29 protein-coding genes are annotated in these 25,658 nt (G+C 37.9%); 1 reads left to right on the top strand and 28 read right to left on the bottom strand.

Annotated features, from left to right (window positions below; genetic code table 11):
- Positions 1–32 precede the first annotated feature (32 nt).
- From atpG to SNE38_RS05940, 28 genes are all read right to left on the bottom strand, one after another.
- Positions 33–890 (bottom strand): ATP synthase F1 subunit gamma, encoded by an 858-nt coding sequence (gene atpG, locus SNE38_RS06075; protein ID WP_336046106.1) that lies wholly within the window; start codon positions 888–890, stop codon positions 33–35.
- Positions 891–993: 103 nt separating this feature from the next.
- Positions 994–2,502 carry a F0F1 ATP synthase subunit alpha gene (atpA, locus tag SNE38_RS06070; RefSeq protein WP_191703202.1) on the bottom strand — a complete coding sequence of 503 codons (1,509 nt, stop codon included), beginning with the start codon at positions 2,500–2,502 and terminating at the stop codon, positions 994–996.
- Between the two features lie 29 nt (positions 2,503–2,531).
- A complete protein-coding gene (locus SNE38_RS06065) occupies positions 2,532–3,068 on the bottom strand; it encodes a F0F1 ATP synthase subunit delta (RefSeq protein ID WP_336046105.1) in 537 nt (178 codons plus the stop codon).
- Positions 3,065–3,586, bottom strand: a complete 522-nt coding sequence (atpF, locus tag SNE38_RS06060) for a F0F1 ATP synthase subunit B (protein ID WP_191703204.1) — start codon at positions 3,584–3,586, stop codon at positions 3,065–3,067. The genes SNE38_RS06065 and atpF overlap by 4 nt, the downstream gene beginning before the upstream one ends.
- A 168-nt stretch (positions 3,587–3,754) precedes the next feature.
- The gene (atpE, locus tag SNE38_RS06055; protein ID WP_191703205.1) at positions 3,755–3,979 is read right to left on the bottom strand and encodes a F0F1 ATP synthase subunit C; all 225 of its coding nucleotides are present in this window, start codon (positions 3,977–3,979) and stop codon (positions 3,755–3,757) included.
- Between the two features lie 79 nt (positions 3,980–4,058).
- On the bottom strand, positions 4,059–4,784 hold the full coding sequence (gene atpB, locus SNE38_RS06050; RefSeq protein ID WP_191703206.1) for a F0F1 ATP synthase subunit A: 726 nt from the start codon (positions 4,782–4,784) through the stop codon (positions 4,059–4,061).
- A gap of 30 nt (positions 4,785–4,814) precedes the next feature.
- The gene (locus SNE38_RS06045) at positions 4,815–5,186 is read right to left on the bottom strand and encodes an ATP synthase subunit I (protein WP_191703207.1); all 372 of its coding nucleotides are present in this window, start codon (positions 5,184–5,186) and stop codon (positions 4,815–4,817) included.
- A 612-nt stretch (positions 5,187–5,798) separates the two neighbouring features.
- Positions 5,799–6,953, bottom strand: a complete 1,155-nt coding sequence (wecB, locus tag SNE38_RS06040; RefSeq protein ID WP_191703208.1) for a non-hydrolyzing UDP-N-acetylglucosamine 2-epimerase — start codon at positions 6,951–6,953, stop codon at positions 5,799–5,801.
- A 119-nt stretch (positions 6,954–7,072) separates the two neighbouring features.
- Positions 7,073–7,702 (bottom strand): uracil phosphoribosyltransferase, encoded by a 630-nt coding sequence (upp, locus tag SNE38_RS06035; RefSeq protein ID WP_191700803.1) that lies wholly within the window; start codon positions 7,700–7,702, stop codon positions 7,073–7,075.
- Between the two features lie 362 nt (positions 7,703–8,064).
- Positions 8,065–9,309, bottom strand: a complete 1,245-nt coding sequence (gene glyA, locus SNE38_RS06030) for a serine hydroxymethyltransferase (protein WP_191703209.1) — start codon at positions 9,307–9,309, stop codon at positions 8,065–8,067.
- Positions 9,310–9,385: 76 nt separating this feature from the next.
- The gene (locus tag SNE38_RS06025) at positions 9,386–9,931 is read right to left on the bottom strand and encodes a TIGR01440 family protein (RefSeq protein WP_336046104.1); all 546 of its coding nucleotides are present in this window, start codon (positions 9,929–9,931) and stop codon (positions 9,386–9,388) included.
- Positions 9,932–9,945: 14 nt separating this feature from the next.
- A complete protein-coding gene (gene rpiB, locus SNE38_RS06020; RefSeq protein WP_191703211.1) occupies positions 9,946–10,383 on the bottom strand; it encodes a ribose 5-phosphate isomerase B in 438 nt (145 codons plus the stop codon).
- A 221-nt stretch (positions 10,384–10,604) separates the two neighbouring features.
- Positions 10,605–10,958 carry a c-type cytochrome gene (locus tag SNE38_RS06015; protein ID WP_225223705.1) on the bottom strand — a complete coding sequence of 118 codons (354 nt, stop codon included), beginning with the start codon at positions 10,956–10,958 and terminating at the stop codon, positions 10,605–10,607.
- Positions 10,959–11,143: 185 nt separating this feature from the next.
- The gene (locus SNE38_RS06010; protein ID WP_191703213.1) at positions 11,144–12,436 is read right to left on the bottom strand and encodes a methyl-accepting chemotaxis protein; all 1,293 of its coding nucleotides are present in this window, start codon (positions 12,434–12,436) and stop codon (positions 11,144–11,146) included.
- 1 nt (position 12,437) lies between these two features.
- Positions 12,438–12,893: a low molecular weight protein arginine phosphatase gene (locus tag SNE38_RS06005; RefSeq protein ID WP_336046103.1), complete on the bottom strand. Its 456-nt coding sequence runs from the start codon at positions 12,891–12,893 to the stop codon at positions 12,438–12,440.
- A gap of 13 nt (positions 12,894–12,906) precedes the next feature.
- Positions 12,907–13,404, bottom strand: coding sequence for a manganese efflux pump (locus SNE38_RS06000; protein ID WP_191703214.1), 498 nt, complete (start codon positions 13,402–13,404; stop codon positions 12,907–12,909).
- Positions 13,405–13,528: 124 nt separating this feature from the next.
- A complete protein-coding gene (locus tag SNE38_RS05995; protein ID WP_191703337.1) occupies positions 13,529–14,560 on the bottom strand; it encodes an L-threonylcarbamoyladenylate synthase in 1,032 nt (343 codons plus the stop codon).
- Positions 14,561–14,609: 49 nt separating this feature from the next.
- Positions 14,610–15,206, bottom strand: coding sequence for a stage II sporulation protein R (locus tag SNE38_RS05990; RefSeq protein ID WP_191703215.1), 597 nt, complete (start codon positions 15,204–15,206; stop codon positions 14,610–14,612).
- Positions 15,207–15,250: 44 nt separating this feature from the next.
- Complete coding sequence (prmC, locus tag SNE38_RS05985; RefSeq protein WP_336046102.1) at positions 15,251–16,114, bottom strand: peptide chain release factor N(5)-glutamine methyltransferase; 864 nt, start codon at positions 16,112–16,114, stop codon at positions 15,251–15,253.
- Positions 16,101–17,177, bottom strand: coding sequence for a peptide chain release factor 1 (prfA, locus tag SNE38_RS05980; RefSeq protein WP_336046101.1), 1,077 nt, complete (start codon positions 17,175–17,177; stop codon positions 16,101–16,103). The genes prmC and prfA overlap by 14 nt, the downstream gene beginning before the upstream one ends.
- Positions 17,178–17,383: 206 nt before the next feature.
- Positions 17,384–17,956 (bottom strand): thymidine kinase, encoded by a 573-nt coding sequence (locus tag SNE38_RS05975; protein ID WP_191703218.1) that lies wholly within the window; start codon positions 17,954–17,956, stop codon positions 17,384–17,386.
- Between the two features lie 404 nt (positions 17,957–18,360).
- Positions 18,361–18,561, bottom strand: a complete 201-nt coding sequence (gene rpmE, locus SNE38_RS05970) for a 50S ribosomal protein L31 (protein ID WP_191700793.1) — start codon at positions 18,559–18,561, stop codon at positions 18,361–18,363.
- Between the two features lie 185 nt (positions 18,562–18,746).
- Positions 18,747–20,030, bottom strand: coding sequence for a transcription termination factor Rho (gene rho, locus SNE38_RS05965; RefSeq protein ID WP_336046100.1), 1,284 nt, complete (start codon positions 20,028–20,030; stop codon positions 18,747–18,749).
- A gap of 187 nt (positions 20,031–20,217) precedes the next feature.
- Positions 20,218–21,183, bottom strand: a complete 966-nt coding sequence (gene glpX / locus SNE38_RS05960; RefSeq protein ID WP_191703220.1) for a class II fructose-bisphosphatase — start codon at positions 21,181–21,183, stop codon at positions 20,218–20,220.
- Positions 21,184–21,336: 153 nt separating this feature from the next.
- Complete coding sequence (locus tag SNE38_RS05955; protein ID WP_191703221.1) at positions 21,337–22,614, bottom strand: UDP-N-acetylglucosamine 1-carboxyvinyltransferase; 1,278 nt, start codon at positions 22,612–22,614, stop codon at positions 21,337–21,339.
- Positions 22,615–22,678: 64 nt separating this feature from the next.
- Positions 22,679–23,329, bottom strand: a complete 651-nt coding sequence (gene fsa, locus SNE38_RS05950) for a fructose-6-phosphate aldolase (RefSeq protein WP_191700789.1) — start codon at positions 23,327–23,329, stop codon at positions 22,679–22,681.
- 138 nt (positions 23,330–23,467) lie between these two features.
- Positions 23,468–24,322: a class II fructose-bisphosphate aldolase gene (locus SNE38_RS05945; protein ID WP_336046099.1), complete on the bottom strand. Its 855-nt coding sequence runs from the start codon at positions 24,320–24,322 to the stop codon at positions 23,468–23,470.
- A 186-nt stretch (positions 24,323–24,508) separates the two neighbouring features.
- Positions 24,509–24,880, bottom strand: a complete 372-nt coding sequence (locus SNE38_RS05940; RefSeq protein ID WP_318247678.1) for a response regulator — start codon at positions 24,878–24,880, stop codon at positions 24,509–24,511.
- 135 nt (positions 24,881–25,015) lie between these two features.
- On the opposite strand from SNE38_RS05940, the gene SNE38_RS05935 reads away from it, so the two are divergent.
- On the top strand, positions 25,016–25,579 hold the full coding sequence (locus SNE38_RS05935) for a DUF2529 family protein (RefSeq protein ID WP_191703224.1): 564 nt from the start codon (positions 25,016–25,018) through the stop codon (positions 25,577–25,579).
- Positions 25,580–25,658: the final 79 nt, after the last annotated feature.

The raw sequence follows: 25,658 nt of genomic DNA, 5'->3' as shown, positions 1-25,658 counted from the left end.
ATCGTATTCTTATACGACGTTGGTGAATGCGCCTATTCTAAGGCAGCTGCTCCACCAACGATTTCTGTAATTTCTTGTGTAATCGCCGCTTGACGTGCACGGTTATATTGTAGAGAAAGGTCTGCAATAAGATCATTTGCATTGTCTGTAGCGTTTTTCATGGCTGTCATACGTGCTGAATGTTCACTCGCTTTTCCGTCTAATATAGCGCCATAAATTAAGCTTTCCGCATATTGTGGAAGTAATACTTCTAAAATGGCTTCACCTGATGGCTCAAATTCATAAGAAGCATCGTTTGATGAAGGTGCAATATCAGTTAAAGGAAGAACTTTTTTCACAGTCACTTCGTTTTGAATAGCAGATACGAAGTGGTTGTAGTACATATAAAGTTCATCATACGTACCGTCAATGAACATACCAACAGCATTACGAGCGATTTCTTTAATATCAGCAAATGATGGTTGATCTGGAAGACCAATAACATCTGCAATAACATTGTGTCCACGCTTTACAAAGTAATCACGAACAACACGACCTACTGCTAAGATTACGTACTCATCTTTAGACTTGTGACGTTTAATAATAGTGTTTTGAACCTCACGTAAAATGCTTGAGTTGTAAGCACCTGCTAACCCGCTATCAGAACCGATAACTAAGTAAGCTGTTTTCTTAACAGGACGAGACATTAACATTGGATGTCCACTGTCTTTAGTACCTGCTGCGATTGCGCCAACTACCTCTTGAATTTTTTCCATGTATGGAACGTAAGCCTTAGCATTTTGCTCTGCACGACGTAACTTTGAAGAAGAAACCATCTGCATCGCTTTAGTAATTTGTTTCGTAGACTTTGTAGAGTTAATACGACCTTTAATTTCGCGTAAGTTTACCACTGGTATTTCACCACCTTTTGATTTTTATCAAGCTCTTATTAAAAAAGAGTTGTCCAGTTTTTCACGCTGTATAAATACGCGTGAAAAACCGTTCAATTCTTACTTACTCAGATTTAGAGAAAGTCTTTTTGAATGCGTTAATTGCTTCAACATACTCTGCGTCTGGAGCAAGTTCTTTAGTTGTACGAACATGATCTAAAACGTTTGTGTGGTTTGTATCTAACCAGCTTAAGAATTCGTTTTCAAAACGCACGATGTCTTGTACTGGAATATCATCTAAGTGACCTTTAGTTAATGCATAAAGGATCGCAACTTGTTTTTCAACTTTAAGTGGTTTGTTTAAGTCTTGTTTTAACACTTCAACTGTACGTTTACCACGCTCTAATTTACCAAGCGTAATCGGGTCTAAGTTAGATCCGAACTGAGCGAATGACTCTAACTCACGGAACGCTGCTAAGTCAAGACGTAATGTACCTGCTACTTTTTTCATCGCTTTGATTTGTGCAGAACCACCTACACGTGATACTGATAAACCAGCGTTGATCGCAGGACGTACACCTGAGTTGAATAAGTCAGATTGTAAGAAGATTTGACCATCTGTAATTGAGATTACGTTTGTTGGGATATATGCAGAGATATCGCCCGCTTGCGTTTCTACGAATGGAAGCGCTGTAATCGAACCATTTTTGTAAGTTTCGTTTAACTTCGCAGCACGCTCAAGTAGACGGCTGTGTAAGTAGAATACGTCACCAGGGTAAGCTTCACGACCTGGAGGACGGCGTAGAAGAAGTGAAAGTTCACGGTATGCTGATGCTTGTTTAGTTAAGTCATCATACACGATTAATACGTGTTTACCATCTAACATGAATTCTTCTGCCATAGAAATACCTGCAAATGGAGCAAGGTATAATAATGGAGCTGGTTGTGATGCAGAAGCTGTTACAACAATTGTGTAATCTAATGCACCGTGCTTACGGAAAGTTTCAACTACGTTACGTACAGTTGATTCTTTTTGACCGATTGCTACGTAGATACAAATCATATCTTCACCTTGTTGGTTTAAAATTGTATCGATTGCTACAGATGTTTTACCAACTTGACGGTCACCGATGATTAACTCACGTTGACCACGGCCGATTGGAACTAAAGCGTCAATCGCTTTAATACCTGTTTGTAATGGCTCATGTACTGATTTACGTGCCATTACACCGAAAGCAGGACTTTCGATTGGACGAGATTTTGTTGTGTTGATTGGACCTAATCCATCCACTGGCATACCAAGTGGGTTTACAACACGACCAATTAGCGCTTCACCAACTGGTACTTCCATAATACGACCTGTACGACGAACCTCATCGCCTTCTTTGATGCCTAGGTAGTCTCCTAAAATTACGATACCAACGTTACCTTCTTCTAGGTTTTGTGCCATACCCATAACACCGTTTGAGAACTCTAAAAGCTCTCCAGCCATGGCGTTGTCGAGGCCATGAGCACGAGCGATACCGTCACCAACAGTGATAACTGTACCTACTTCGCTTACTTTTAATTCCGATTGATAACCTTCAATCTGCTGTTTAATCAGACTGCTGATTTCTTCAGCTTTGATGCCCATGTATGTTCACCTCTCACATTTCTTAAGATTTAGCCAACTAATACTCGTTTTAAGTCCTCTAGCTTAGATGCTACAGTGCTGTCGAAAATATAGTTGCCGATTTGAACGCGTACGCCACCAATTAATGACGCATCGATAATGTTTGTAATGTTTAGTTGCTCTTTGCCGACTAACTTACTGAAAGCAGCAGAAATTTCTGCGCGCTCCCCAGCCGTTAACTCACGCGTAGAGTAAACTTTTGCATCTGCAGAGCCTTGAGCAGCAGCTGCCAATGCTTGGTACTGTTCTGCTACAGCCGATAATTCGTTTAAACGTTTCTTTTCGATTAAGAATTGAATCATATTAATTACGATTGGCTGTGCACCAGTTAAAACTTGTGCAATAAGCTCTTTCTTACGATTAGTAGAGATTTTTGGAGCAGTTAATAAAGCCATAAACTCTTCGTTTGAAGATAATACTTTTGTAAGCTCCTGAAAATCTGCACTTACTTCAGTAAGAACGTTTTGCTTAATTGCTAATTCAAAAATTGCTTGAGCATAGCGATTTGCTACAGTCGATTGACTCATTTCGCTTCGCCTGCCTTCGCAATCGTTTCTTTAATTAATGCGCTATTGTCTGCTTCAGAAATTTCTTTCCCAAGAACTTTAGACGCAGCAAGTACTGATAATGAAACGACTTCTTCACGTACAGCAGCGATTGCTTTTTCTTTCTCTGCTTCGATATCACGAACAGCAGATTCTTTTAAACGGTTCGCTTCAGCACGAGCAGCGACAACGATTTCTTCGCGTGTTGCTTCGCCTTGCTTTTTAGCACCTTCAATAATCGATTGTGCTTCCGTACGAGCTTCTTTAAGAAGGCTCTTTTGTTCTTCTAATAGTGCTTGTGTTTCTTTTTTGGCTTTTTCAGCCGCGTCGATACCGTTTGCAACTAACTCTTCACGTTCGCGCATAATACCCATTAAAGGACCCCAAGCGAACTTTTTAAGAAGTGCCATTAATCCTAAGAAAATCACTAATGTTGCGATAGCGTCTCCTAAGTTAATGCCAGTAGCACCTGCACCTAGTACAAGATAATCTAAAAACACGATTGTTTCACTCCCTTCAAGAGCTTGAATAGAAATCTATATTTTGTATTACTTTTTGTTCGTTTTAATATTTGTAAAAAAAGGGTAATCCTTCTTTATACAAAACTAATGGCGAAGGGTTTCAAAAGAATTCTACTTCGCCACTGGATTTAATAATCTTATTGAAGACTATTGGTTCATTACGATGAATGCGATTACTACTGCGATGATCGGTAATGCTTCTACTAATGCAACCCCGATGAACATTGTAGTTTGTAGAACGCCACGTGCTTCTGGTTGACGAGCGATACCTTCTACTGTTTTTGAAACGATAAGACCGTTACCAATACCTGCACCTAGTGCTGCTAAACCGATTGCGATTGCTGCTGCTAATAAACCTATTGAACCTGTCATAATAATATATCCTCCTTGGATTGTGTTGTTTTTTTTTTTTTCAAATCGCCACACTACATTTGAATGCGGAAATTTATAATTAATGGTCTGCACTCACTTTGTGAGCCATATAAACCATTGTTAACATAACGAAAATGAAAGCTTGGATAAATCCGATGAAAATCGAGAATCCTAGCCATGCCATCATTGGTACGATTGCACCAACAAAGCCTAATAAAGTTGCGCCAGCTAATCGACCTAGTAAACCTAGTAGGATTTCACCGGCATAAATGTTACCGTAAAGACGTAGACCAAGAGTTAGCGTATTTGCGAACTCCTCGATAACTTTTAACGGGAACAAGAATGACAATGGCTGGAAGAATGTTTTAGTATAACCACCTGTACCTTGCATTTTCACACCGTAGTACTGAGTTAATACTAAAATCAACGAAGCTAATGTCATTGTTACGACTGGGTCAGCTGTTGGTGATTTCCACCATAAATCACTACCATATGCAATACCACCCATTGGTAAACCAAGTAAGTTGGCTACGGCAATAAACATAATTAATGTAATACCTAGAATGTGGAAGCGACCGCCTGTTTTCCAGTCCATGTTACTCTTAATAATATTTTTCACGAAATCCATAATCCATTCCATGAAGTTTTGCATACCAGTCGGTTTTAAAGCGAGTCTTCTTGTAGAAACAAACGCGATTAAAAATACGATGGCTGCCGTTACTAGAAGAGTTAACACTGTAGATAAGTTGAAAGTAAGCGTCATAAAGCCTAAATCCAAGTGTAGCTCTGGAGCTGTATGATCCATTTTTGCATTCACCTCTCTTTCAAATGCACCTTAGTGGCTTTTTTTGTGATGTACAAGTCTTTCTACTACTAAAAAGATGTACGGAATCATCAGCCCAATGACCGTGCTTATTAAGTGAAAATATTGTGGCAACGATATTGCGATTGCGACTGCGGCAACACCTGATCCAAAGCGAAGCGCTGTGCCGATAGATGCTACTTTTGTCCCTTCACTAATGGAACGGTCAAATTTTTCCATACGTCGAACTAATATCCAAAAGTTATACGTACCAAAGAACGCACCCAGGGCTATACCAGCAAACACAGAATCATATGGTGAAAATCCCCAGCCTAACGCACAAACAACAAGCAAAAAAAAGAACGCTTTCTTCTGCATTGCAAAAATGTGATGCAAATTTAGCATTGGCAATTAATCTCCTGAAACTTTTTCGAGTAAAGAAAGTGTTCATCGACCATTAAATGAATTTAAATCGTAGTGAATGCACTACAAAATTAGAGGCCGTTACAAGTACTAAATAATTTTTACTATAGACAAATCACATAGTAAACATTCATTTCATACTTCTAAATGTCTCTTAATCTTCACGGACTTAATCCAGACGCAAAACGTTGCAAATTGACGAATTTCGTTTCAACCGTCAATCTAGTAGAAACTTGATATAACAAGTGTTTCAACGTCTTTAGACTAAACGAAACCCTTATCATTCTTACCCTTTGTAAGCATACAATAGGGGGTTTTTGATGTCAATTAGTAATGGTGAAAAACTTCACACAGTTAAATTCCTTGTCAAATTGTTGACAAATTTGTGCATTAATGTTCATAATTATTCTCTACTTTTTTTCACTAAAGCTAAAATTCGCTATCTCATGCATTTTTTCCATTCTTACTAAAAGTGAAGTATCATAGAATTTTTTTTTTAGCAAAAATAGCGAATTTTGCTATTGACAAATGGAAAATAAGTATTATCCCCTATTTTTCCCTATTAAAGGTCAATAATTTTGCGCTAGGGAGTATTTATCTCGTTTCAGCATTTTTAATAATATCTTCCAATAGTTGCTTTTGTGCGAACTTCAACAACGCTTCCACAATACGAGCAGATGCAAATCCATCTCCATATGGGTTCGAAGCATGAGCCATAGCTTCGTATGCATTACTATTTGTTAGTAGCTCTTTAGCCATTTTATAAATTACTTCCTCATCTGTACCTGCAAGCTTTAATGTGCCCGCTGCAATCCCTTCAGGACGTTCAGTCGTATCGCGTAAAACGAGTACTGGTTTTCCTAACGATGGCGCTTCTTCCTGCACACCACCTGAATCTGTTAAAATCATATATGAACGGGCTGCAAAGTTATGGAAATCAAACACTTCCAATGGCTCGATTAAATGAACTCTTGGGTTGTCACCTAAAATTTCATTTGCAACCTCTCGAACTGCAGGGTTCATATGCACTGGATATACTACTTGAATATCCTGATGCTCATTTAATAGACGCATAATAGCACGGAACATATTACGCATTGGCTTACCTAAGTTTTCGCGACGATGTGCAGTCAGTAAAATCATTCGGTCTGTGCCAATCTTTTCGATTACTGGGTGAGTATAATGATCACTTACAGTTGTTTTCAGTGCATCTATCGCTGTATTACCTGTCACAAAAATTGACTCATCAAGCTTATTTTCCATTAGTAGGTTTGCTCTCGATTGTTCTGTTGGAGCAAAATGCAAATCTGCCATTACTCCCGTTAACTGTCGATTCATCTCTTCTGGATAAGGCGAGTATTTTTGACCTGTTCGTAAACCTGCTTCTACATGGCCAATTGCAATCTGGTTATAAAAAGCAGCTAAGCTCCCTACAAATGTTGTCGCAGTATCTCCATGAACTAAAACAATATCAGGTTTTGCCTCTTTCATTACACGGTCAAGACCGAGTAATGCATTTGTTGCTACATCGACCAATGTTTGGCGATCCTTCATTATATTTAAATCATAATTTGGTGTAATATTGAACGTTTCCAATACTTGATCAAGCATTTGACGATGTTGCGCTGTCACAGTTACGATTGATTCAATTTCCTCTGAATGCTTTTCTAGCTCCAACACAAGTGGTGCCATTTTAATTGCTTCTGGACGTGTCCCAAAAATCGTCATAACTTTATACTTTTTCTTCATCATTCTACTCCTTATCTAATCTAGAATATTAATTATTGCTTTGATTCAGCATGTGTTTCAAACACTGCCGATTCAAGATAAAACGCCCGTTACTTATGCACGGGCGTTTGATGTTTTCATTATTTTGTACCGAATAAGCGATCCCCGGCATCCCCTAAACCTGGTACGATATAGCCGTGATCATCTAGTTTTTCATCTAAAGATGCAATGTAAATATCTACATCCGGGTGTAATTTTTGAATTTCTTCCACACCTTCTGGAGCAGCAATTAAGCACATGAATTTAATGCTTTTAGCGCCACGCTTTTTCAGTGAGTTGATTGCTTCAACAGCTGAACCACCCGTTGCTAACATTGGGTCGACAATAATAAAGTCACGCTCTTCAACATCAGCTGGAAGTTTTGCATAATATTCTACCGGCTTTAAAGTTTCCGGGTCACGGTAAAGACCAATATGCCCTACTTTTGCAGCAGGAATTAGCTTTAATACTCCATCTACCATTCCGATGCCTGCACGTAAAATTGGAACAATCGCAATTTTCTTACCTGACAGTACTTTTGCCTTTGCTTTCGTAACAGGTGTTTCCACTTCAATTTCTTCCAATGGTAAATCACGTGTAATTTCAAAAGCCATCAATGTTGCGACTTCATCCACTAGCTCGCGGAATTCTTTTGTCCCAGTATCTTTATCTCGAATATAAGTTAACTTATGCTGAATTAATGGGTGGTCAAATACGTATACTTTACTCACATTGACATCTCCTAACTGTTGTTTATCTAAGTTAGTATAACAGAAAAAAAAGTTAACGAAAACTCTCACAGTAATGTTTTGAAAAACGTCTTATTTTACAAGGTAAGGTTTATATTTCGCAATAATAAAAAAGGACATATTCATCACTAAAATAGCTAGTATATGTCCATTTTTTCATTTTGCTCTCTTTTTTTATGAAAAACTTTTGTCAACCTTCAATTCGCAATATGAAAATCTACAAATTGCTTTTTGTTCACAGTTTTTATTCAATATTTAATGGAAAATTTCAGGTATTGCAATTGAAATATATTAAAAAAGCCTTTCTAATTAACATAATCGTAGTTAGAAAGGCTTAAATTTAATTATGCATATAATGGATATTTCGCTGTTAAAGCTTCAACACGTTTACGGGCTTCTTCTTTAACTGATGTATCTTCATGATTTTTAAGAACAGATGCGATAATTTTACCTACCTCAATAACATCCTCTTCTTTAAAGCCACGAGATGTTACAGCAGCTGTACCTACACGAATTCCAGAAGTTACAAATGGAGATTCTGTATCGAAAGGAATCGTATTTTTATTCGTAGTAATCGCTACTTCATCTAATACATGCTCGGCTACTTTACCTGTTAAACCTAAAGACTTTACATTTAATAGAAGTAAGTGGTTATCTGTACCACCAGATACGATTTCAACGCCTTCTTCCATTAAAGATTTAGCCAATGCTGCTGCATTTAGTTTAATTTGTTTTGCGTACTCTTTAAATTCTGGCTGTAATGCTTCACCAAATGATACTGCTTTTGCAGCAATGACATGCATTAATGGACCACCTTGAATACCTGGGAATACTGATTTATTTAATTCTTTTTCCCATTTTGCATCATTTGTTAAGATCATACCGCCGCGAGGACCACGTAACGTTTTATGTGTTGTTGTTGTTACGAAATCTGCGTATGGCACTGGGTTTTGGTGTTCACCTGCAGCAACTAGACCAGCAATATGTGCCATGTCTACCATGAAGTATGCGCCTACTTCATCTGCGATTTCCCGGAATTTTGCAAAGTCAATTTCACGTGGGTATGCTGAAGCACCTGCAACGATTAATTTCGGTTTAGATTCCAACGCTTTTTGTCTTACATCTTCATAGTCGATTACATTTGTATCTTCTGTAACACCGTACTCTACGAAATTATATAAAATACCTGAGAAGTTAACTGGAGAACCATGCGTTAAATGACCACCGTGAGATAAGTTCATACCTAATACTGTATCTCCTGGTTTTAAAACTGTATGGTAAACTGCCATGTTTGCTTGTGCACCTGAGTGAGGCTGTACGTTTACATATGCAGCACCGAATAAGTCTTTTGCACGGTCGCGCGCAATATTTTCAACTACGTCTACGTGTTCGCAGCCACCATAGTAACGTTTCCCAGGATAGCCTTCTGCATACTTATTTGTAAGGTAAGAGCCTTGCGCTTCCATTACAGCTTCCGATACGAAGTTTTCTGAAGCGATTAACTCAATGTTCGTATTTTGACGTTTTTTTTCCAATAGAATTGCGTCTAAAATTGCCTTGTCTTGTCCAGCTAAGTTTTCAAATGCCATTATAAAAATCCCCCTAAATTTTGTTCCGAATATACCGGAGTTTCCAATTCAAAATGATGTATGTAACGTCACAGCGTTACTTATATTGCGCACGTTCTCCACCGATAAGTTTTGGACGTGTTGTCGCTAATGTAATGACGGCATTACCTAAATGTTTAACAGATGTTCGAATAGGTACCGCTACTGATTTTAAATGCATGCCGATTAAAGTTTGACCAATATCGATGCCATAATGTGCCTGAATCGATTCTACGACTACTGGTTCATTCATTTGTGAGAATGCATAAGCAGACATGGAACCGCCTGCTGTGCGAACTGGAATAACTGAAACCGGTTCTAAATGGTACTTCTTAGCCGTAGCCGACTCAAGAGTTAAAGCTCGATTAATATGTTCGCAACCCTGGAAAACTAAATGGACATTATGTCTTTGTGCGAATTTTGAGAATTCTTCATATAGAGCTTGTGCAACATCGAGTGCGCCGGCTGTGCCAATCTTTTCGCCCATTACTTCAGACGTGGAGCAGCCGACGACAAAAAGCTGACCTTCAGTAAACTTCACTTGTTGCTCAAATTCATTTAATGCTTGTCTTAAATCATTTTGCAAATCGTGTAAGTCCGTCATTAGATCGCTCCTTGTTACCCTTCAATTTCTGAAATCTTTTCTACGCGGCGGATATGACGTCCACCTTCGAATTCAGTATTCAACCAAGTTTCAACGATTTCCCTAGCCAATCCCGGCCCTATTACACGCTCACCCATCGCTAATACATTGGAATCATTATGACAGCGTGTTGCTTTTGCAGAAAATACGTCATGTACAAGTGCACAGCGAATGCCTTTAAACTTATTTGCAGCAATCGAAATACCAATTCCTGTGCCGCAAATTAATATCCCGCGGTCAAATTCACCTTTTGCTACTCGTTCTGCTACGGGACGAGCATAGTCTGGATAGTCTACAGAATCGTCAGTTTGTGGACCAAAGTCTTCATAACTTATCGACAATTCGTCCAATAGTGACATAATTTCTTTTCTTAAATTATTTCCACCGTGGTCTGATGAAATCGCAATTTTCATGAAGGTTCCTCCTACCTCTTTTTTTATTTACAATTATATTCAACATCAGTGTACCATTTATTACATCAAAATGACACGTCTTTTCCGAAGATGTTTCGCAATATATACACAAAACACGAATATTAAACCTATACTAATGTAATATTGTTATTTTTTTGGACATTTCGCTTTAAAAGTTTATATAAAAAAAGATCACCCTAATTTGAGCGATCTTTTCCAATTTATTGTATAGATAATAGATAATCTGCTACTGCCTCTTCTTCACCTGCTGCAGTTCCTGCTGGCATTGAGCCTTTACCGTTTTCTAAAATATTGATAATTTCATCTTTAGATAATGAAAGGTTAGTTAAGTTTGGTCCCATTGCTCCTGACAAGTCGCCCCCGTGACAGCCGATACAGCTGGCATTCACAACCTTTTCCCCTTCTGAAACATCTGACGTAGCTGAGTCATTTGATTCGGTTGATTCAGTAGGTGTTGAATTTGTAGAGTCCGTATCTGTTTCCTCTGCATCCCCACATGCAGCTAAACCCGCTACTACTACACCCATTAACAACCAGTACTTGATTTTTTTCAAAACGATCCCTCCAGGATTAATTTTTATACGTAATATTTCGTACATACCCTATTCATTTCAACATGAAACGACAAACCCCTTTAATAAGGCACACATAGTCATAATTTTGACAAATATAAAACCCCTATTAAATTGGAATGCATCCAAGATTATAGGGGAACGTTTATAATATTTTCAATATCTAACTATTCGTTTCGATCGAATTGCTGAATCATTCGATATAGCTCAGCAGATTGCTGATTTAAATCACTTGCCAATGCTTCTACTTTCTTAATAGCTTGGGCTTGTTCTGAAGATGCAGCACTTACTTCCTGTGCACTTGCTGATGTTTGTTCTGCAATTGCGGCTACTTCTTGCGATTGTTGAGATGTATGCTCGATATTTTTCATTTGCTGTTCAACTAATTGAGAAATTTGAACAACATCATCTGCCATTTCATACACTGATTTCGTCATGCCTTCAACGGCTGTTGTCGTTTCAGATACACGTGAAGATTCATTGGCAGCAAATGTAACTTGTTCGTTCATTTGTTTTACTACAATAGAAACGTTTTGTTGCATTGTTTGAATTAATTTTGTAATGCCTTGTACTGCATTAGCACTTTCGTCAGCTAAACCACGTACTTCTTCCGCTACCACAGCGAAACCTTTACCGTGTTCGCCTGCTCGCGCTGCTTCAATTGAGGCATTTAATGCAAGTAAATTTGTTTGACCTGCAATATCTCCTACTAAACTTATAATTCGTTCAATTTGCTCTGCATTGTTTTCTAATTCACGAATATTAACTAATGAATTTTCATTATCCGCAGCAATCTTTTGAATACTATTTACAACTCCATGAATCGCATCCGTTGTTGAAGTTAAATTTGATAAAAGGTCTTTCGAACGACTGGCCGTCTGCAGTGCTTTATTGTTTACTTCAGATGCCAACGTACGCACTTCTTCAATAGCTTCTACTGTTTCCTGAATCGCCACTGCCGAAGATTCGGCTCCTAATGAAATTTGACTGATATTGCTCGTTATTTGTTCAGCATTGTTTGTTACAGATACACTTTCATCTGATAGCTTTCGGATAGTTTTGTCTGTTGTTTTATAATTATCTTCAATGCCATTCACCATTTTGCGTAAATTAACGACCATCGCCTGAAATGCCTCTGCTACAGTTCGAATTTCATCATTTGTTTTTGGCATGTCGACATCTTTCCCAATCTTGCCCTCAGCTACTTGATTTGCACTGCTCTCTAAACGCTGTAACGGACGTACAATTACTAAGCTAAATACTGCTGCCAATGCACATGACCAAAAGATTCCTAATACATATGTAATAATTTGAAACAGGCTCGTACTAGTATTTTCGAAAAACATCGGACGTAAATATTCGATAAATACAAAACTGCATGTATATGTAATAAGTGCTAATATTCCTACAAATAATACAAGCTTCCGACGTAAGCTAAATGATTTTTTTTGTGAATCCATGTTAAATTTTCTCCTCCAATTTTAGTTTTATTTCTAGTTTATTAATCGCTTCGTTTAGTTCATTATATGTCTGCTCATATATTTGCAGGCTTCCTCCATATGGATCTTGTATATCCGCCCCATCTTCCATCTCTACATATTCTTTTAACGTAAATATTTTATGTGCGGCCTCTTCAACAAGACTTATAACCACTTCTTTATGTGCCGTCGTCATTGTTAAAATCAAGTCTGCCCACTGTGCATCGCTCTTTGTAAATTGCGAAGAGTGATGGGGTTGGAAAATATCCTTTTGCAATAATATTTCTTCGGCATTTCGGGACATTCCATTCCCCTCATAAGCATAAATACCCGCAGAGCGTACATTTATATTTTCATAGTTTTTAGCTTTTAAAATTGCTTCTGCCATAGGACTTCTACATGTGTTTCCTGTACAAATAAAGTAAATATTTATCTTCATCACACCCTCTAATCTACCATTTTAATAACAAAACACTCATTATAATCAGTAATAATCCCGCAATTTTCTTTAATGCGTTATTTCTCAAAATAGTAGTTTTTTGCGCTACTACTAAAGCCGCATAGGATAAAAAAAATGTGGATAACCCTGCACTTATAATAAAAACATATTTTTCTAAATTTAGCATACCAAAAGATAGGCTAACTGAAAAGGTATCAATGCTCGCAAATATGGCAATAATCGGTAAAGATATGGCAGGGAAACTTTCATCTTTTTTTGAGAGCAGTAATTGCAAACCAACAAAGAATAGTAATATTGTAGAAAGGCTTGTCGCCCAGTTATTTAAATAAACGGCTATCCATTCTCCAAAACGGTATCCTATCAACGGGAAAATCATATGTAATAATGCCGTCCATAACGCTAATAACCATTTTGATTTAACATTTGTAGCAATTAAATAAAGTGCAACGACATCAAACGACATTAATATCCCAGCAACCACTTCCTGCATTTTTTCCCCTCTTCCTCTATGCGCTGTTGTAATTTATGCTTTTCCAATTAAAAATATCCTACTGTTTTGTACAAACAAAAAAACCACACCTACAAATTTCTGCAGAATGTGGTCGAGAAGATTATTAAAGTGTATACCAATTGCCGCCAGCTGCTTTTTCTAAGCGGTTCATAATTGCAGTACCTACCCCGGATTTTGTTGTAGCCGTTGCTAAAATAATTGTAGCATCAGTTTTATCACAAGCGCGTAAAGCATCGTACAATGTCGCACTCATTTGTTCAAGATTATGTGCTTCACCAAAAGAAAAATAGTAATCTGCTTGTATATCTTTAAAGCTTTCTGGTGCCAATAGAGCAACTTTATGCTCGGATTTCAATTGCCCTAATGCATTTTCAATTGTTTCTTTATCTGCATCTATTAAATACACAGGTGCATTCGGTGCATAATGGGTATATTTCATCCCTGGTGCTTTTGGTGTCGACTCAATTTTTTGCTGTTCAATGCTTGGCTCAACTACCGGACCGATTACCGCTTCCAGCATTTCTTTTGTCACGCCACCTGGTCGTAAAATAACAGGCGTATCTAACGTGACATCGAGGACGGTTGATTCTACACCGATCCCTGTCATTCCACCATCTAAAATACATGGGATGATGCCCTGCAAATCTTCGAATACATGGTCGGCTTTTGTTGGACTTGGCTTCCCACTGCGGTTTGCACTTGGTGCCGCTAATGGTGCTTTTAAAGTTTGCAGCAGTTTGAGTGCCACCGGGTGGTTTGGCATACGGATTCCAACTGTATCCAATCCCGCTGTCACGCTCGGTGCCAATACATTTGGTTTTGCCTGCATGACAATTGTGAGTGGACCCGGCCAAAAAGCCTCCATGCATATTTTGGCAACTTCAGGAATATATGATGTATAGAGGGATATTTCTTCCGCTGTGCCAATATGTACAATAAGCGGATTATCGGAAGGACGACCTTTTGCATCAAATATTTTTTTCACTGCTTTTTCATCTGTTGCAACTGCACCCAACCCGTAAACTGTTTCTGTCGGAAACGCCACAACTTCTCCCTTTTCCAACAAATCCACAGCTTGTGTATAATTTTCTGAATTATCCACAAAATCATCCACAGGTAATTGTAAGGTTTGCATCATTCCAACCCCCTTTCTATAAGGATTTCAAAATATTATCCACAATTTGTTAATAACTAACAGCATCCTGTGTATATTCTCTTATTTTCTGTTGATTATTTTTTAATTTATTTTTTTTCCACCACTCAGAAATATAAAAGGTTGGTCGTTCCGTTTTCGTTGGTTCATTATTTTTGCAAAGCGTTGGAAACACTGCACAGAACCAATTTTCACCCCGCCCTTGTCCAATAACAAAATTAACAGAATAATATTTGTTTTGTGGATAAAATTGTCCCAAATACCATTTTGGAGGCATTAAGTTATCCCCAAAGTTATACGAAACTTTTAATTGTGGGTAATTTTTCTGAATTTCTTGATAAATCTTTTCCACACTGTGGATATCTTCCGAAAAATCTGATGTATCTTGCATATAAGCTTGTATTGTTTCTACGACCTCATACTTTACTAATTGATCAGCTTTTGTTGAACTATTTGCAATGACACGGATTTTTAGTTCCTCACCGCTTAGCGCCTGCCCTTCTCGTAATTCCTCTACAAAGTCAGGTACGATACAGGCAGCACTATATATAAACAACACACTTATTAGTAATTTAGCAATTGCTAAAAAAAGATTGGATTCACTTTGAATATCGTAATCATGTAACATTTTCATTCCCCCTTGCAAACCATTGTTAACAAGGAATCTAGTTTTTAATCACTAATCTCACAAAAAATTATTCGATCTTTTTTATTTATATCTTTAACTACTGTTACACATGCTTTCGGGAAGCTTTTTTTGAAAAATTCTGCTACAGCTTCTCCCTGTGTATAGCCAATTTCAAGTCCAATTAAGGCAGGTGTATTCATAATTGCGGGTAAATCTTCTGCTAGTTTACGATAAAGTAACAGCCCATTTTCCTCTGCAAATAATGCACTATGCGGTTCATGTGCAACGACAACATCGGACATGCCCTTCATCTCATCAAAAGCGATATACGGGGGATTGGATAATACGATATCCCACTTTTCATTGGTAATCGGTGCTGTTAGATCGCCCTGCTTAAATGTAATTTGCGCGTGAAGTTGCGCTGCATTTTTCTTTGCTGTTTCCAATGCGGACTCCGAAATATCCGTCGCTGTTACATCAAGATTTGGGCATTCTTTTTTCATCGTAATAGCGATTGCTCCACTACCTGTTCCGATATCGGCAAATTTAAGTTCTTTTTTTTCACCAAATAGCTTTTGCATCCGCTCTATTGTACCCACAATCAACTCTTCTGTTTCAGGGCGTGGAATTAAAACGGACTCATCCACATTGTAAGTACGACCATAAAATTCTTCTACACCTGTAATGTATTGTATAGGCCGTCCTTTAATATGCTCCTGTAAATAAGCGTCAAATTGCTGTTGGTGTTCTATCAATAGGGGATCATGCATTTTCATCATCAACCCTGAATAATTTGTCTGTAAAATATGCTGCAAGAGTAATCTTGCGGCATTGCCTTCGCGACCATTTTCCTCTAAAAAAGAAGAAGCCCCATTCAGGGCCTCAAAAATTGTTTTATGCATCTTCATTCAAGTTCGATAAGCGTGTTGCTTGCTCATCTAAAATGAGTGCATCGATAATTTCATCCAGCTTACCTTCAACAATTTGATCAAGTTTTTGAATCGTTAAGCCAATTCTGTGATCTGTTACTCGGTTTTGTGGATAGTTGTAAGTACGAATACGCTCAGAACGGTCGCCTGTTCCTACTGCTGTCTTACGTGTTGCATCGATTTCTGCCTGTGCTTCTTGACGGTGTTTATCTGCTACACGGGCTACTAAAATTTTCATCGCTTTTTCACGGTTTTTAATTTGTGAACGCTCATCCTGCATCGAAACGACAACCCCAGTTGGTAAGTGGGTCATACGGACAGCGGACATCGTTGTATTTACTGATTGACCACCAGCACCTGATGAAGCGAATGTATCAACACGGATATCTTTTTCATGAATTTCCACATCTTCTACATGCACTTCCGGTAAACATGCAACCGTTGCAGTTGATGTATGAATACGGCCTTGTGATTCTGTCGCCGGTACACGCTGAACACGGTGTGCGCCGTTTTCATATTTGAATTTCGAATACGCACCTTGACCATTAATCATCAAGATTACCTCTTTATAGCCGCCTGCCGGATTCGGTGTAGCTTCCATTACATCCACTTTCCAACCTTGCGTTTCTGCATAACGTGTATACATACGGAACAGGTCACCTGCAAAAATATTGGCCTCGTCACCGCCTGCAGCACCGCGTATTTCCATAATTACGTTTTTCGAATCGTTCGGGTCTTTCGGAATTAATAAAATACGTAGACGTTCTTCTAAATCCGGAACTTGTTTATTTAAGTCATTAAACTCTTCCTTCATCATTTCAAGCATTTCAGCATCTTTTTCCATTTCCATTAACTCACGTGTATCCGCCAGTTGCTCTTTTACCGATTTGTATTCACGGTATACTTCCACCATTTCCTGAATATCGGATTGCTCTTTTGAATACTCACGTAATTTGTTCGAATCACTTACGATTTCCGGGTCACTCAGTAATTCATTTAATCTTTCATATCGGTCCTCAACCGCCTGTAAACGATCAAACATTTGTATTTCACCTCTAAAATTTATTTTTAAATTATTTTATATCAGCTCGTCATTTCACGAGTCATGTTAAAATGCACCTTTACTAGTATAAAGAAATTTCACGGTTGTTGCTACCTCTACGGCGAACTTTATTCATAACTTTACACCTTTCCATAAATACATTTAGGTTTCCAATTTTCTTTGTAATCTATACTTTATGCATGAAGTTATAAAGGTGGGTTTGAATGGCATTTGCGACAAACGGGATAATAACTATCATTACCCCCAATTTGTATTTGATCACCTGTACGAACCGGTTTTTTACTTTCATCTACTCTTAAATTCATCGTCGCCTTTTTATGGCAGAACCAGCAGATTGTTTTCATTTCCTCAATTTTATCAGCATAAATCGTCATATAACGGCTACCTTCAAACAGTTCATTTTGGAAATCATTTTTCAAACCGAAGCCCATAACAGGTATATTCAACTCATCGACAATTTGAGTCAATTGAAGGACATGCTCTTTTGATAAAAATTGGACTTCATCAACGAGTACACAATATAATTTCCCTTCATGATTTTTGACGATCTCATAAATATTTGTATCATTAAAAACGGCGATTGCCGGGCGCTTTAAACCAATTCGACTTGAGACCATCCCTACTTCATCACGTGTATCAATACCTGATGTAAATATAAGAACCGATTTATTTTGTTCTTCATAATTGTGGGCAACTTTTAAAATTTCAATCGATTTACCGCTGTTCATTGCACCATGTTTATAAAATAATTGAGCCATTTTAATTCCTCGTTTCTCCACGTAATTACAGACAAAAACCTTGAGTGCCTACTCAAGGTTTTACTTTTTATTATTCTTCTTTTATCTTAGCTATTTTTTCATGATTCGTCTATTGTAAAAGATGTTGTACTTATTATTTATCTTTAAGAAAACTTGTGTGAAAAATTTCTAATATAATCAAATTTCCTTCTAATATAATTTTATATTTTCTAATAAACCTCGGATTTTCTAATAAAATATGTACATCTTCTAATATAAGATCTCCGTTTTCGAATATACTATTCAGACCTGCTAATAACCTTAAAAGTTTTCTAATAACTACACAATATGTTCTAATAAAATTATTTTACTCATTATAAAAATCAAAAAACCCATCTCCAACAACGTGGAAATGGGTTAAGGTATTATTTCATACCATATTTTTTGTTGAACTTATCAACACGTCCGTCAGCAGAAGCGAACTTTTGACGACCTGTGTAGAATGGGTGACATTCGTTACAGAACTCGATTGAGATCTTTTCTTTAACTGAACCTGTTTCAAAAGAATTACCACAAGAGCAAGTTACTGTTGCTACTTTGTAATCTGGGTGGATACCTTGTTTCATATTCGTTTTCTCCTCTCGCCCTGAACCATCCGGAACAGAGTATTTTCGAACTGCACCTTACATAGCCCGAATATGTCACTACATACGTAATGTGTTGAGGTCAGCTATATATGTGCACGTTTCATACCTAATGAATTATAGCAACAATTAAAATAGGTTGCAACTATTTTTTACTAAGTAAACGATTATAATAACCCTTTACCGTTCGTTGCCTTTTTCATATCTGTATCTAGCTTTTCGAAAAATTCTTCGTTTGATTTCGTAGTGCGTATTTTACGTAAAAACTTCTCGCTGAAATCATGGGAATCACTAAATGTTTTACGGATTGCCCATAACTTATCCAACTGATCTTTTGGAATAAGAAGCTCTTCTTTACGCGTACCCGAACGGCGGATATCCAATGCAGGGAATATACGGCGCTCTGCCAAGCTACGGTCTAAGTGTAATTCCAAGTTACCCGTTCCTTTAAACTCCTCGTAAATCACTTCATCCATACGGCTACCTGTTTCGACAAGAGCAGTCGCCAAAATTGTTAAACTACCACCCTCTTCGATATTACGAGCCGAACCGAAGAAACGTTTTGGACGATGGAATGCAGCTGGGTCAATACCACCTGAAAGTGTACGGCCACTTGGCGGAATGACTAAGTTGTAAGCACGTGCTAAACGCGTAATTGAATCCATTAAAATAATTACATCTCGCTTATGTTCTACTAAACGTCGTGCACGTTCCAGTACAATTTCCGCTACTTTTATATGGTTTTCCGGCACTTCATCAAAAGTGGATGAAACAACATCTGCATTTACTGAGCGCTCGATATCCGTTACTTCCTCTGGACGCTCATCAATTAATAATACGATAAGTTCCGCTTCCGGATGATTTGTCGTAATGGCATTGGCAATTTCCTTTAATAAAGAAGTTTTACCTGCTTTTGGCGGTGCTACAATTAATCCACGTTGACCAAATCCAACAGGTGCTACTAAATCCATAATTCGTGTTGAAAGTTTTGCAGGTACTGTTTCCAATTTAATATGACGGTCCGGATAAAGCGGCGTTAATGCAGGGAAATGCACTCGCTCTTTGGCTACTTCTGGATCTTCGCCATTTACTGCATCAACTTGCAATAATCCATAATAGCGTTCATTTTCTTTTGGCGGACGAACCTTTCCTGATACTTTATCTCCATTTCGCAAATCAAAACGACGAATTTGCGACGCTGAAATATAAATGTCCTCTTTCGAAGGGGAATAGTTAATCGGGCGTAAAAATCCGAAGCCATCCGTAGGAATGATTTCTAAAACACCTTCCATGAAAAAGAAACCTTCCTGTTCAGAGCGTGATTTTAAAATTGCAAAAATAAGTTCCTTTTTATTTAGCTTACTAGCATTCATTACTTTAAATTGCTTCGCTAAAGCATATAATTCTTTTAATGTCATGCTTTCTAATTGAGCAATGGTTAATGCTGTCATAGGTTTTCTCCAGTCTATTAATAATTTAAATTTTTGGGCTTTTACATGTAGAAAATTTAGGAATGTGCGTTGGAAGAAGATTCATTTATTTGAAAGATGCCCGGCTATTATACCGGGCATTTATTATATAATATCGTAAATTAAATGAAAATGGGCATTTTCTATGTTAATTACAATATATGAGAAGTTAGAGTTGACCGTACTTTGGCTTTTTGTCAATGCTGTGGCGCCCTTCGATAAAGCGTACTGTACCAGTTTTTGCGCGCATAACAACCGAATGTGTCAGTGCATAGGAACCTTTATATTGAACACCACGTAAAAGTTCTGAGTCAGTAACAGCTGTTGCTGCAAAAATTGCATCGTCGCCCTTAACTAAATCTTCCATCATTAACACTTTATCTACGTCGATCCCCATCTTTTTGCAACGTTCCAGCTGTTCTTCATCTTCCGGAACTAGTTTAGCTTGGAAATCGCCACCTAAACATTTTAAAGCTACAGCTGCGATAACACCTTCTGGAGCGCCACCCATACCAAACATAATGTCGATACCTGTTTCGTCAAAAGCTGTATTAATCGCAGCGGCTACATCGCCATCTTGGATAAATTTAATACGAGCACCTGTTTCACGGATTTCATCAACAATATGCTGATGACGAGGACGATCTAAAAGAGTTGCTACGACATCAGAAACATCTTTATTTTTTGCCTTCGCTACTTGCAGTAGGTTATAAGTAACAGATGCGTTAATATCAACTTTACCTGCTGCTTCTGGACCTACTGCAATTTTATCCATATACATATCTGGTGCGTTTAAAAGGTTCCCACGGTCTGCAATAGCCAGTACAGTCATCGCGCCATTTGTTCCTTTTGCTACGATATTCGTACCTTCTAATGGATCCACTGCGATATCAACTTCCGGTCCGCCATTTCGAAGCCCTAATTCTTCACCGATATAAAGCATCGGTGCCTCATCCATTTCTCCTTCGCCAATTACAACTGTCGCATGCATTGGGATTGTATCAAACATAACACGCATCGCTGTTGTTGCTGCGTCATCTGCTTCATTTTTAAGTCCGCGTCCCATCCATTTCGCTGATGCAATCGCTGCTGCTTCTGTTACACGTACTACTTCCATTGATAAACTACGTTCCATTTTGTGTTTGCCTCCTGTAATCGGGTAAAGCCGATTTTAACAGCATTAAAAAACCGCTGTTTTGTAATTGTATAATTTACTTACTATTTTTTTCGAATTTAATTTTAACATATTTTAAAGGTGCGCTAATTTGCTCATCAATTATGGCAAATTTTATGCTTTATTATTCGTATTAATGACAGATGACTCTTTTCGGATATTTGCACCTAATGCACATAACTTTTCAATTAATGAACTATACCCACGCTCTATATGATGAATATCATGAATTTCTGTCTCGCCTTTTGCAATTAAACCGGCTAAAACCAATGCTGCACCTGCACGCAGGTCTGTTGCTGTTACTGCCGACCCTTCTAAAGAAACAGGTCCTTGTATAATTGCTGTATTTCCTTCTACTCGTGCTTTTGCACTCATGCGACGTAATTCATCGATATGTTTGAAGCGTGCAGAATAAATTGTGTCCGTTATCATTGAAGTACCTTCTGCCTGAGTCATTAATACAGATAATGGTTGCTGTACATCAGTTGGAAATCCTGGATATACAAGTGTTTTAACATCAACTGCTTGTAGATTCGTTTGCTTTGGAATGTACATGCTTTCTTCGTTTTCTTCCACAATTACGCCCATTTCACGAAGCTTCGCTGTCACTGCCTCTAAATGCAGGGGAATAACATTATCTATTACTACACCATCACCAATTGCCGCTGCCATTATCATAAATGTTGCAGCTTCAATTCGATCTGGAATAATCGTATGTTTTGTTCCTTTTAGCTCATCGACGCCTTCAATACGTATAACACTCGTTCCAGCACCTTTAATATTGGCACCCATATTAGTTAAAAGTGTCGCAACATCAATAATTTCAGGCTCTTTAGCAGCGTTTTCAATAGTAGTTTTACCTTTTGCCCGCACTGCAGCCAGCATAATATTAATTGTCGCCCCTACACTAGCCACGTCTAAATAAATTTTTGCACCGATCAATTCATCCGCGCGCAAATAAATTGCACCGTGCTCATTTGTCACTTTTGCGCCTAACGCTTCAAATCCCTTAATATGCTGATCAATTGGACGTGGGCCTAAAAAACAGCCTCCTGGCAAACCAATAACAGCTTGCTTAAAACGTCCTAACATTGCACCCATCATATAGTAGGATGCCCGTAATTTTTTTACATTGCCATTAGGAAGTGGCATTGCTACCATTTTTGAAGGATCGATTGTCATCTTTCCATCTTCAAACGTTACTTCGCCACCGATTTCTTCCAACAGTGCTTTTAATGTCCACGCATCCGAAATCTCTGGAATTCCTCCAATTGTAACGGAAGAATCCGCCAAAATTGATGCAGGAATTAAAGCAACTGCACTATTTTTTGCACCACTAACAGTAATTTTCCCTTTTAGTCGACGTCCGCCTTGAATTTTAAATACATCCATTTTGTGTTCTCCCTTATAATTGGACAAATTTCACAATGAACCAGATTGCTGTGAAGTATTCTTATTATTTCCCTTCACGCTTTGCCCAATCCGCTAAAAATCCTTCAATTCCTTTGGCTGTTAATGGATGGTTAAACAGTTGCTGTAAAACTTTGTATGGCGTAGTCGCAATATGTGCACCTGCCAATGCAGCTTGCGTAATATGTTGTGGATGACGAATAGAAGCAGCAATTATTTCAGTATCAATCTCATGGATTGCAAACATTTCAGCAATTTCACGAATTAATTCAACACCGTCTTGACCAATATCATCTAAGCGTCCTAAAAATGGAGAGACATATGATGCGCCAGCACGAGCGGCCATTAATGCTTGGTTTGCAGAGAAAATTAATGTCACATTTGTTTTAATCCCTTTTTCAGAGAAGTGTTTACATGCTTTTAAACCGTCTGGAGTCATCGGCAGTTTTACAGTGATATTTGGATGAATCGCTGCTAATTCTTCCCCTTCACGAATCATTCCTTCAGCGTCTAAAGAGATAACCTCACCAGACACCGATCCGTTTACTAATTCCGCGATTTCACGTAAGCGATCGTGGAAATTTACACCTGATTCTTTTGCTACTAATGATGGGTTCGTTGTTACACCTGAAAGAATCCCCCAAGAGTATGCTTCTTTAATCTCGTCAAAGTTTGCTGTATCAATAAAAAATTTCATTATATGTCCTCCGATTTATGTGTACTTAGAAAAACACATCCCGCCCAATTGTGAACGAGATGCTTGAAGTTGAAAACAAGTGTTCACAAAGAAAAGTGCGCTACTATTGCCCATTTCTTTTGTGGAATCATTTATTTGTTAAGCTTTCCCCGCGCTACCGAATTCACGCATTTTTCCGATTACTGTTGCTTTAATCGCTTCACGAGCCGGGCCTAAATATTTGCGTGGGTCATATGTTTTCTTGTCGCCATCCAAAAATTCACGGATTACTTTAGTCGCCGCGATTTGATTTTCTGTATTTACGTTAATTTTAGCTGTACCTAAAGAGATAGAACGTTGAATATCCTTTGTTGGAATTCCAGTACCACCATGTAAAACTAAAGGTACATCCGTCAGTGTAGAAATTTCTTCCATTTCAGTGAAACCTAAGTTTGGTTCCCCTTTATAAGGACCGTGAACTGAACCTAGTGCAGGTGCCAGGCAATCAATTCCTGTAGCTTCCACTAAAGCTTTACACTCTTGTGGATTTGCATACATAATACCACCGATAACACCATCTTCTTCTCCACCTACAGTACCCAATTCAGCCTCTACAGAAACACCTTTTGCATGTGCATATTCAACAACTGTTTTTGTCGTTTCTACATTTTCTTCGTATGGATGATGGGAAGCGTCAATCATAACAGAAGTAAAGCCAGCATCGATTGCTTCTTTACATTTATCAAAGCTCGAACCATGGTCTAAATGAATGGCAACCGGAACTGTTGTTTTATAGCTTTCCATTAAGCCCTCAACCATTTTTACAACAGTGATGAATCCACCCATATATTTACCGGCACCTTCAGAAACACCTAAAATAACCGGCGACTTTTCTTCTTCTGCTGCCTGTAGAATAGCTTGTGTCCACTCCAGGTTGTTAATATTAAACTGACCAACTGCATAACCTTCTGCTTTTGCTTTAATTAACATTTCTTTCATTGAAACTAACGGCATTATAAAAATCCTCCTCGAAGATACATAAATAGTTTGCTACTAGAAAAACGTAGTTTGTGCATTATGCTTTTTTTAAGTAATTTTTCTATTGTCAATTCTATGCAAGTTCACATGAATTGATAAAAACATTCAGATTAATCATAACAAAAACAGACAGTATGCGCTACTGCCTGCTCACGGGTTCATTTATATTTTTTCGTGAATCTTTAATATTTTTTTTACTTCATCACGTATTTCAAATATATTGAATGGCTTAGAAAAGTACTTTGTCACACCTAGTTCTGTTGCGGTATCAATCATATGTTGTTCAACGTACGCTGTCATCATTATAACCGGTAAGTAGGAATTTTTGCTTTTTAGACGAGCTAATATTTCCAATCCATCCATTCCAGGGATTTTCATATCCAACAAAACGCAATCTACTGCATTTTCCTCTGCTATTTTTAATGCATCATAACCGTTTGCAGCCAAATGTGTTATAAATCCTTCTTTTTTAAATAATTCATTTAACAGTAACCTTATTCCTCTTTGATCATCTACGATTAATATTTCCCTCATAGTCATTCCCCATTTACGATATTGATTTTATATTACTAAATTCAATTTTTATCTTTTTTTTCCTTCTTTTACAATAAGTATATACGATTTTGCTTTTTCTTGAGCACAATTTTATAATAGCTTTGAGGTGAAATTATGTCTAAAATTTTAACTACTCAATTAACAGGGCTATTTCAGCGCATTCAACAGTCCGAAGAAGAGCCTATTGAGGAAACAGCCCGTTTATTGGCACAGGCAGCTATCGGGCAAGGAACTATTTACTTTGCTGCTTTTGGTGAAATGGAAGCTGTCACAATCCATGCAGAGCTTGGTGCCAGTCCTTTTGCAAAATTTGCTCGTTATACGGATGAGGTTGAGCTGTTGCCTGCTGATCGTCTCATTATTTTTACGCAGCACGCTACGGATGAACAAGCGTTAAAGCTCGCGCAAAAACTGCATGATAACTTTATTCCCTTTGCAGCTGTGGCAAGTGAGGTTGCTGAGACTGGCAATCTTTTAAGCGAGCTTGCATATACTTATATTTCATTAAAAGTACGTGGTGGAATTTTACCCCATCCAACCAATCTTGGTGAGCGAATCGTATTCCCTCATTTAATGGCTGCTTTATATATTTATGAGGCGATTAAAATGGAATTTGATGAAATGCTGGTCGATGATGACGAAGATGAAGAAGAGGAATCTATTTCTCCTTTTGCTTAACTAATAAACGATTCTTATTACGTTTCACTACGTATAGGGATCGTTTTTTACTTTTAAAAAAAGCGTGCCCCATTTAAAT

Origin of the sequence: Solibacillus ferritrahens (genome assembly GCF_037027585.1) — a bacterium.
GTDB classification, from domain to species: Bacteria; Bacillota; Bacilli; order Bacillales_A; family Planococcaceae; genus Solibacillus; species Solibacillus ferritrahens.
This window is presented reverse-complemented; position numbering and strand designations above follow the sequence as displayed.